Origin of the sequence: Pelagibius sp. 7325 (assembly GCF_037652055.1) — a bacterium.
In the GTDB taxonomy this organism is placed as follows: Bacteria; Pseudomonadota; Alphaproteobacteria; order Kiloniellales; family Kiloniellaceae; genus Pelagibius.
The window spans coordinates 149950-159157 of record NZ_JBBKAH010000006.1 but is presented as its reverse complement, the minus strand read 5'-3'; the positions used below and the strand labels follow the sequence as shown (position 1 = coordinate 159157).

Sequence of the window (9208 nt, the reverse complement as noted above, 5' to 3'; positions counted from 1 at the left end):
CCGTAGACCGTGTCGAAGCCGTCGCCGGCCAGGATCACGTCGTCGTCGCGGCCGCCGTCCAGCAGATCGTCGCCATCACCGCCGTCCAGGGTGTCGTCGCCACGGTCGCCCGTCAGAGTGTCGTCGCCGTTGGTTCCGACCAGATGGTCGTCGCCGGTGGTCGGAGTGGTGCTGATCGGGACGAGGGTGAGCAGCGAGCCGCCCTGGCCGTCGGCGGCGATGTCCCAGGCCAGGCTGCTGTAATCGGCCGCTGGGTCGAGCTGCAGGGTCAGGGTTCCGCCGGCATAGACGATGGTCAGCAGGTTGGTCTCGTCCATCTCGACCGAGCTGGCGGTGCCGATCGCCGCAAGGCGCAGGGCATCGTTCATGCCGAAGCCTGTGAGCGAGCCTTCGTAGACGCCGTCGGCGAGCGCCTCACCACCCAGCGTCAGGCTGTGGACGCTCTCGGCGAGGACGATCTCGGCGCCTTCGCCCGTCAGGGTCCAGTTGCCGCCTTCGACCTGCACGGTCTCGATGTCGGCAAGCTCGCCCAGGCTGCCGTCACCTTTACCGGTCAGGACAACGGTGTCGCCGCCTTCGCCGCCGACGATCCTGCCGGTGATCGTGGCGGCGGTATCGAGCGTCAGGGTATCGTCGCCGGCACCCAAGTCGACGTCGCCATCGATCTCGCCGGAAGCCGACACGCTGTCGTGGCCGTCACCCGCGGACAGGTCTCCGGAGAGCAGGCCGCCGTCCTTCACCGCGATGCTGTCATCCCCCAGACCCAGGTCGACATCGCCATCGATGGTGCCAGCGATGTCCAGCTCGTCATCACCGTCTCCGGCCGCCACGGAGCCGGTCACCGAGCCGCTGCTCGATAGGATCAGGCTGTCGTCGCCGGCGCCGAGTTCGACACCGCCGTCGATGCTGCCGGAGGCATCCACTGCATCGTTGCCTTCCCCGGCATCGACAGCGCCACTCACCGAGCCGCTGCTCATCTGCTTGAAGCGGTCATCACCCAGGCCCAGCGCAACACCGCCCTCGATGCTGCCGGAGTTCGTCACGGTGTCGGTGCCATCGCCGGCATCGACGTTGCCATCGATGACACCGCTGCCGGTCTGCGTGAGCACATCGTCGCCAAGCCCCAGCGTGACAGCGCCGGTGATCGTCTTGCTGTTCACCAGGGTGTCGTTACCCTCGCCTAGGTCGACGTCGCCGTCGATCTGGCCGCTGTTGGTGAGGTTGTCGTTGCCGCCGTCCATCTCGATGGCCGAGCCGGAGGCGCTGGCGATGGTGCCGCTGTTGGTGATCTTGTCGTTCCAGCTGCCGATGAAGCGGATCGCGGTATCCAGATCAGAGGTGATGGTGCCCTGGTTCACCACAGCGGTCGCCGCATAAGCTTCGTCAAGATCGCTGTCGTCGATCAGGATGCCGCGGCTCTCGCCGTAGATTACGCCGCCGGCCAGGTTGTGGATGACGCCGCCGCCGGCCGCGATGCCGTCGGCGAAGTCGTCCTGGTTGTCGGCGCCGTTGGCCTCGATGCGGCCCTCGTTGTAGATCTCGATCAAACCGTCCACATCGACGCCGTCGCCATCGCCGTCACCTTCGCCCACATAGTTGCCGCTGATGGTGCCGTAGTTGTAGACGACCGTTGCCGGTGCGTTTCTGCTGGTGTCCAGATTGACGCCGGAGCCGTTTCCGCCGGTGATCAGCCCCCAGTTATAGATCAGCTGGCTTTCGTCCCCTGAAATCGCGTTGTTCTCAAAGGACTCGATGACGCCGGTCTCGTAGTTGTAGAGCGTGGCGCTGCCGTCCTGGTAGTCGATGCCGTCATCGCGGCCGGCGATGTAGCCGTAGTTGTGTACGATTGACTGATCGACCGTCGAATCTTCGAAGGCACCGCGGAGGCCGTCGCCGTTGCCGATGATGCGGCCGGTGTCGTGGTTGATTACGGTCATGCTCTCGGAGTAAGCCTTGCGCAGATCGACCGCATGGTCATCCGTGCTCTCGATCAGGCCGGCGTTCTCCAGAAGGATGGAGCCGATCCCGCCGTCCTCGTCGGTTTCGACGTTGATGGCCTTCTGGTCGGAGGTGATGACACCGGTCTCGCGATTGATGATCGTGAGGTAGTGTTCCGCAACGCCCAGGTCGCCACCGATGGCGTCGAAGCTGTCGTTCTCGGAGTTGCCACTGATGAGACCCGCGTTGTCGATCACGACTTCGTTGAGCGAATCGACGAGACCAACGGTAAAGGGGCCCTCGTCGTCAGCAACAATGCTGCCGCCTTCTTCGACCGTCAGGGTGTCTGCGCCGGATAGAATGACGAGACCTTTCAGCGTCTCGCCGGCTGTGACCACCAGGTCGGTTTTGCCGTCATCGTCGTTGAGGATCGTTCCCTCTGCCACGATGGCGTCGCCGAATTCGACCGCGGCCTGGGTGTTGGCGGCTTCCGTGAGGGTGATTGTGAACGTCTCGTCCGCTTCCAACTGCGCATCGGCATTCCAGGAAACACGAATGACCGTCTCGGTGCTGCCTTCGATGATGGTGCCGCCCCAGGTCAGCGTTGGGTTGTTGAAGTCGCCGGCATCCGCCGTTCCCAGGGTCACGGTGCCGGTGACCGACAGATTCCCCTGGGTGCCGCCGGTGCGATAGATCGTAAAGTCGACATAGCCGACGTTCTCGATCGTGCCTTCCGTCGCCGCAACGTTCAGCGAATCGGTGGCGAATTCCACGATCTGCGTTTGCGGGCCCTCGATGATCGTGAAGGGGTCGGTATCGAAGGGCAAGTCCGGATGGACGCCGTCGGTGCTCTGGTCGCCGTCGCCTTTCTGATAGGCCCAGTTGCGTTCGTTGTAGATGTAAGGCCGGTACTTCTCCAGATCGTCGAGTCCATCGGTGAAGCGGTTGTAGACGGCGACTTCCGAATTCGACGGCGCGACGAACGACTGACCCATGGCCGTGGCATTGACGCCCGAAGTCAGGCCGGTGCCCGGAGAGGTCCCGTACAACGTGCTGAACTGGTTGTTGGAGAAGGCTGTCAGGAAGGTGGTTGGCGCGTCGGCCGTGCCGGTGAAGGCGTAGATCACCTCGTTCACCGAATCGATGCCCACATTGGTCGAGTCGGTGAAGGCGATGGTGCCGTGGTTGCTGGTCGGGCTGCCGCTCGCGAGGTCGTTCATGCTGATGACCGAGCCGGCGGGGATATCGGCGTCAGCCGTCCAAGTCCACACGCTCTCGTCGCTGGCGAAGCTGGAGCCGTCCCACTTGTTATCGGTGAAGGAGATCACCGTGCCTGCGGCGATGTCTTCGAAGGTCACGAAGGCTAGGTCGCCGTCGCCCTCTGAGCTGAAGCCGGTGAAGGCGATGGCGCCAGTGCCCAGACCCTCGGTCACGAAGGGCACCTCTGAGAACGGCAGGTTCGGCGAACCGGTGTCGTGGCTCTGGTCCCCCGAGCCGTCCTGGGTGCGCCAGTTGGCGGGGTTGTTGATCATGGTGCGGAAGGTATCGAGGCTGTCGTGGCCGCTGCGCTCCAGGTCGTACTGCGCGATGTCGGCGTCGGCGTCCTTGCTCTGCAGGGCGAGGGCGGTGTCTCCGGTGGCGAGGCCGGTGCCATCCAAGGTGCTGCCGGCAGCCGCGAAGGTGTCGTTGGCGATCGCCGCGACGAAGGCCGCCGGCGTCTCCGCTGACGCGCCGGTATAGGCGTAGACCGCTTCGTCCGCGTCGGTGAAGGTGAGGCCCGCCGCGCCGCCAAAGTCGAGAGTCCCCCGGCTGCTCGATGCGGTGGCGGCGTCCTGCAGCCCATCCAGGGTGATCACCGTTCCGGCGGGGATGTCCGCGTCGGCCGTCCAGGCAACGACCGCCTCTGCTCCCTCGAAGCTCGCCCCGTTCCAGTTGTTTGCGGTGAAGTAGATGACGGTGCCGGCGGCGATGGTTTCCATCGCCGCAAAGGCAAGGTTACTGGTCGTGTCGGCGTTGAAACCCGTGAAGGCGATCGAACCCGGTCCTAGTGCCATCTAATTGACTCCCCAAGGTTAGAATGCGCTTGTTGCGAGCGCAGCGGTCGTGAACGGCAACGGCCGCATTTCGTACGCAGCCGATCTCATGTTGTCGCAGCGTTGGGGATGGCTCGTTGCATCTTTAGCGTGCCCGCCGCGGCGCTCGGAGGCGACAGCAGGCATGCGCGCCGACAATCGGATCTGCGGTTATGCTGTGCGATGCAGAAAGCCCACGGTGCCAAACCAGCCCGACCGGTGTGGCACCCGCCCCAATCAAACGATGTGTCGAGGATTTGGGCTGATCTGCGTTACGACTGCATGACTGGACGGAAATTTCTTTTTGAATGGTCTAGACGACGTCTCATTTTGTGAAGAAGGCCTCTCCGCCGCGATTACGCCGCCAAAGCAGAACGTCCGTCGGCGCCATGCCGGCGGCAAGCGATGATGCCAATAGAAAAAGGGGCCGGTCGAAACCGGCCCCTTCGAGACTGCACGTGGAGCTTGGCTGGGTCGGACGCTTAGAAGTCCATGTCGCCCATGCCGCCCATGCCGCCGCCGCCGGGCATCGCCGGGCCCTTCTTCTCGGGCCTGTCGGCGATCATCGCTTCGGTGGTGATCAGCAGGCCGGACACCGAGCCCGCATGCTGCAGGGCGGCGCGCACGACCTTGGTCGGGTCGATGACGCCGGCCTTCACCAGGTCGGTGTATTGGCCGGTCTGGGCGTTGTAGCCCCAGTTCGCGTCCTTGTTGTCCAGCACCTTGCCGATGACGATCGAACCATCGGTACCGGCGTTCTCGGCGATCTGGCGCAGCGGGGCCTCGAGGGCGCGGCGCACGATGCGGATACCGACCTTCTGGTCCTCGTTGGAGGCCTCGAGCTTGTCGAGCTTGCTCGCGGCGCGCAGCAGCGCGACGCCGCCGCCCGGCACGATGCCTTCTTCGACCGCGGCACGGGTGGCGTGGAGGGCGTCGTCGACGCGGTCCTTGCGCTCCTTCACCTCGGTTTCGGTGGCACCGCCGACGCGGATCACGGCCACGCCGCCGGCCAGCTTGGCCAGACGCTCCTGCAGCTTCTCGCGGTCGTAGTCCGAGGTGGTGTCCTCGATCTGCGCCTTGATCTGGCTGCAGCGGGCGGCGATGTCGGCCTTCTTGCCGGCGCCGCTGACCACGGTCGTCTCATCCTTGGTGATGATGACCCGCTTGGCACGGCCCAGCATGTCGAGCCCGACATTTTCCAGCTTGATGCCGACGTCTTCGGAGATCGCCGTGCCGCCTGTCAGGACGGCGATGTCCTGCAGCATGGCCTTGCGGCGGTCGCCGAAGCCCGGGGCCTTCACGGCGGCGACCTTCAGGCCGCCACGCAGACGGTTCACCACCAGGGTCGCCAGGGCCTCGCCCTCGACGTCCTCGGCGATGATCAGCAGCGGCTTGCCGGACTGCACGACGGCTTCCAGCAGCGGCAGCATGGTCTGCAGGCCGGAGAGCTTCTTCTCGTGGATCAGAACGTAGGGGTCGTCCAGAACCGCCTGCATCTTCTCGGCGTCGGTCACGAAGTAGGGCGAGAGGTAGCCGCGGTCGAACTGCATGCCCTCGACGACCTCCAGTTCGGTCTCGAGCGACTTGGCTTCCTCGACGGTGATGACGCCTTCGTTGCCGACCCGCTCCATGGCCTCGGCCAGCATGCCGCCGACCTCGCTGTCGCCATTGGCGGAGATGGTGCCGACCTGGGCGATCTCCGCATTGGAGCTGATCTTGCGCGAACGCTTCTTGAGGTCTTCGACAACGGTCGCGACGGCCAGGTCGATGCCGCGCTTCAGGTCCATCGGGTTCATGCCCGCGGCGACCGACTTCACGCCTTCGCGCACGATGGCCTGCGCCAGCACGGTGGCGGTGGTGGTGCCGTCACCGGCGATGTCGCTGGTCTTCGACGCCACTTCGCGCACCATCTGGGCGCCCATGTTCTCGAACTTGTCCTTCAGCTCGATGTCCTTGGCGACGGTGACGCCGTCCTTGGTGATGCGCGGCGCGCCGTAGGACTTGTCGAGCACGACGTTGCGGCCCTTGGGGCCCAGCGTCACCTTGACCGCATTGGCCAGGATGTCGACGCCGTGCAGCATGCGCTCACGGGCATCGGTAGAGAATTTGACGTCTTTAGCAGCCATTGTAGCCTACTCCTTATAGGGCGCCTAAGCGGGTCAGGCCGCCTTCTTGGCGGACTTTGCACCCTTGGCGCCGTCGATCACGCCCATGATGTCGGATTCCTTCATGATCAACAGGTCCTGCCCGTCGATCTTCACCTCGGTGCCCGACCACTTGCCGAACAGCACGGTGTCGCCCACCTTCACGTCCAGGGCGACCACTTCGCCCTTCTCGTTGCGGGCGCCGGGGCCTACAGCGATGACTTCGCCCTGGCTCGGCTTTTCCTTGGCGGTGTCGGGGATGATGATGCCGCCGGCGGTCTTTTCTTCTTCCTCGATCCGGCGGATCGCGACGCGGTCATGCAAAGGTCTGAATTTCATGGGATTTCCCCTGGGTTGATCTGTGCCTCGAAGTGTTAGCACTCCCTGTTGGCGAGTGCTAATTCCCGCCCGATTTAGGCCCTTCCCGAGAGGCTTTCAAGGGGAATCGTGCGGAAGTTTTTGCGCGCCCCGGCGGCGCCCGCAGGGATGAGCCAATTCTCTGATAAAAAAGATTTTTTGCGCTACTGCGCGACGCCACCGGGCTTGCCGAGGTCTTCGAAGAGGATGTTGATGACGCCTTGGGGGTCGCTGTCGCAGTGGTTGAGCAGAGTCAGGGAAGCCTCGGGGGTGGTCCACACCCAGGCCTCGGCGCTGATCGGCATGGTTTCGCCATGGGCGGCGGTATAAAAGGCGGCGAGCTGGGCGGAGATCCGCTTGCAGCGGTTGCCGCCGGGCTGCGGCTTCATGATGACGACGATGACGTCCAGCATTTCGGCGGCATCGAAACGGGCGGAGACGTCGACCTCGGTGGTGGGGAAGCGCTCGTCGGCGTACAGCAGACAGGTCGCGCCGGCGCAGTCGCGGCGCTCCGCGCGCGGCTCGGCGGCCTCGGCCTCGGCCAGGGTCATGCCCAGCTTCCAGTTCTCGTGACCCTCGATCGGTTGGGTGTCGGCCAGGGCGGGGGCGGCGGCGAGCCCGATCACGCAGCCCGCCAGCCAGCCCCGAAGGGCCGCCCGCAAGACGGAATCCCGGGTCATCGTTCCTCCCCAAGTGCAGTCTTCGTTGGCCACAGTGTAGCCGGGCGCCGTCAGCGCGCCAAATTTTTGGCGCCCCTTGGGAGGTCAGGCCGGGATGATGGCGCCCTTGTGGGCAATGACGCGGGCGGCGAGGCGGTGACCGGCCGCAGCGGCGGCCTGCGGGTCCGCGCTGCCCAGGCGGGCGGCCAGATAGGCGGCATTGAAGGAATCGCCGGCGGCGGTGGTGTCAACCGGCCGGGCGACGGTCTCAGCGGCGACCCACGCCTGCTGGCCGTGCAGGCTGACGAGGCAGGCCGCGGCCCCGCACTTCACCACCACCTCCTCGACGCCCAGGCCGTGGAGGCGCCGGGCAGTGGCCTCCGGGTCCGGGTCGTCGAACAGCGCTGTCTCATCGTCGAAGGTCGGCAGGGCGACGGCCGCAAGACCCAGCACGCGGTTCACCGCTTCCTGTGCTTCGGCGCGGCTCTGCCACAGGCGCGGGCGGTGATTGGTGTCGAAGGCGATGCGGCAGCCGGCGTGCTTCAGCGCCTCCAGCAGGGCGAAGAGGCGCTGCCGGCTCTCGCCGTCAAGGATGCCCAGGGTGATGCCGGAGAGATAGACGAGGTCGAAGCCGCCGAGGGCCGACGCCAGGCTTTCCGCCTGCTCGGCGCGCAGCAGCTCGCGCGCCGCCGCCGCGCTGCGCCAATAATGAAAGCTGCGCTCGCCGGCCGTGTCGGTGCGGATGATGTAGAGCCCCGGCAGGCGGCCGGGCAGGCGGAACACCAGGGCGGTGTCGATTCCCTCGCGCTGCCAGGCGGCCAGCATTTCCGCACTGAAGGGATCATCGCCCAGGGCGGTGACGTAGTGCACCGAGGCGGGCGTTTCGCCCAGGGAGCGCGCCAGATAGACCGCCGTATTGAGGGTGTCGCCGCCGAAGGTGCGCCGCATCTGCCCGCTGCTGTCGGCCGTCTCCGACAGCTCGATCATGCACTCGCCGATGCTCGCGATCCTCAACATGCCCCGCCCCCGCTTCCTGTTCTTCGCGGCATGCTTCTGCTGCCGGATGCCTCAGGCAATAGCGGTTGCTTCAAGGCTGCGCAAGAGCGGGCGGCACGGTCGGGTCAGGCGGCGTCGCTGGCGTGAATCTGCCTGGCCGCAATGCCGGCGGCGAGGCGGCCGCGCGCTTGGGTGACAGCCTGAATCAGGTCGTTGAGGGTGAGGCCGTCGCGGCGCAGCACCGCGTGAATCACCGGATCGATCAGCATCTCCTGCATGCTGGGTTCGCCGAGGACCCAGCTGGCGGTTTCGGTAACGGGTTGCTCGTTCAGCCGTTTCAGGACGCTGCGCTGCTCGATCATCAGATCTGCCTTTCCTGTTCTATTGTCCTATGAGGACTTGCTCATCGACCGAAACTTCCCCCTTCCCCTGCGGATGCCTTAGGCGGCGCGTTCCGCCGCGTTTTCGTTCTTCCGCATATTGGCCCGTTTGCGTGAAAACGAACTGATTTATTTGTGACATTCCGTATAAATTTCAGAGTGCTATGGAGTAGCCGGCGACGGCGGCAATGGTTGCACTGCGGGAGCCGGAGCGGGCACTGGCGCCAGCGCGCTGTGACAGGATTGTCATCGTGTGGACAAATCCCTCTAACATTCGCGCACTACCGTTGCGGGTGTCGCGGTCGTCGGCAGGTTCTTCCGGCCGCTCCAGGCCGATGGTCTTCGGGCCGCTGCGGGGCGATGGCGATGCTTGAGGGTTTCATGGCTCCGGTTTCAGCCCCCTAGCGCCGGAACGTGGCCGGGCCGCCCCGCCCGGAATGGCGGAACCAGCTTCGGCCGGGACCGCCCCCTGCCTCGCGGCAGGGCCCGCTTCAAGTGGTTACTAGATCCCTAGCCGAACTCACCGGGCCCGCTTGCGGCCCGGTCTTCTTTTTTTGGTCAACTTCCGCGGGGGATTGCTTGTTGCAGTGCCGCAAGGCGGCGGGCACTTTCAACTGGCGCTTCCGGGCGATCATGCTAGCGTAGATTCTTGTGCGCGGCGG

Annotated in this window: 6 protein-coding genes; all 6 read right to left on the bottom strand. The window is 65.3% G+C overall.

The genetic code is table 11. The features are described 5' to 3' along the window. On the bottom strand, nt 1–3992 hold a 3992-nt coding region (locus tag WDC82_RS16780), incomplete at its 3' end, for a beta strand repeat-containing protein (protein ID WP_367576132.1). A gap of 500 nt (nt 3993–4492) precedes the next feature. Further along, nucleotides 4493–6136, bottom strand: a complete 1644-nt coding sequence (groL, locus tag WDC82_RS16775) for a chaperonin GroEL (RefSeq protein ID WP_340118511.1) — start codon at nt 6134–6136, stop codon at nt 4493–4495. A gap of 33 nt (nt 6137–6169) precedes the next feature. Further along, on the bottom strand, nt 6170–6493 hold the full coding sequence (gene groES / locus WDC82_RS16770; protein WP_340118510.1) for a co-chaperone GroES: 324 nt from the start codon (nt 6491–6493) through the stop codon (nt 6170–6172). Nucleotides 6494–6675: 182 nt separating this feature from the next. Beyond that, on the bottom strand, nt 6676–7191 hold the full coding sequence (locus tag WDC82_RS16765) for a hypothetical protein (protein WP_340118509.1): 516 nt from the start codon (nt 7189–7191) through the stop codon (nt 6676–6678). A gap of 84 nt (nt 7192–7275) precedes the next feature. Continuing rightward, nucleotides 7276–8187, bottom strand: a complete 912-nt coding sequence (locus WDC82_RS16760) for a sugar kinase (RefSeq protein ID WP_340118508.1) — start codon at nt 8185–8187, stop codon at nt 7276–7278. Between the two features lie 104 nt (nt 8188–8291). Beyond that, a complete protein-coding gene (locus WDC82_RS16755; RefSeq protein WP_340118507.1) occupies nt 8292–8528 on the bottom strand; it encodes a hypothetical protein in 237 nt (78 codons plus the stop codon). Between the last annotated feature and the right edge of the window lie 680 nt (nt 8529–9208).

What these genes read in the sequence shown, in the direction of transcription:
- groES (WP_340118510.1), bottom strand. Translation starts at nt 6,493, where the DNA reads ATGAAATTCAGACCTTTGCATGACCGCGTCGCGATCCGCCGGATCGAG.
- WDC82_RS16760 (WP_340118508.1), bottom strand. Translation starts at nt 8,187, where the DNA reads ATGTTGAGGATCGCGAGCATCGGCGAGTGCATGATCGAGCTGTCGGAG.
- WDC82_RS16765 (WP_340118509.1), bottom strand. Translation starts at nt 7,191, where the DNA reads ATGACCCGGGATTCCGTCTTGCGGGCGGCCCTTCGGGGCTGGCTGGCG.
- groL (WP_340118511.1), bottom strand. Translation starts at nt 6,136, where the DNA reads ATGGCTGCTAAAGACGTCAAATTCTCTACCGATGCCCGTGAGCGCATG.
- WDC82_RS16755 (WP_340118507.1), bottom strand. Translation starts at nt 8,528, where the DNA reads ATGATCGAGCAGCGCAGCGTCCTGAAACGGCTGAACGAGCAACCCGTT.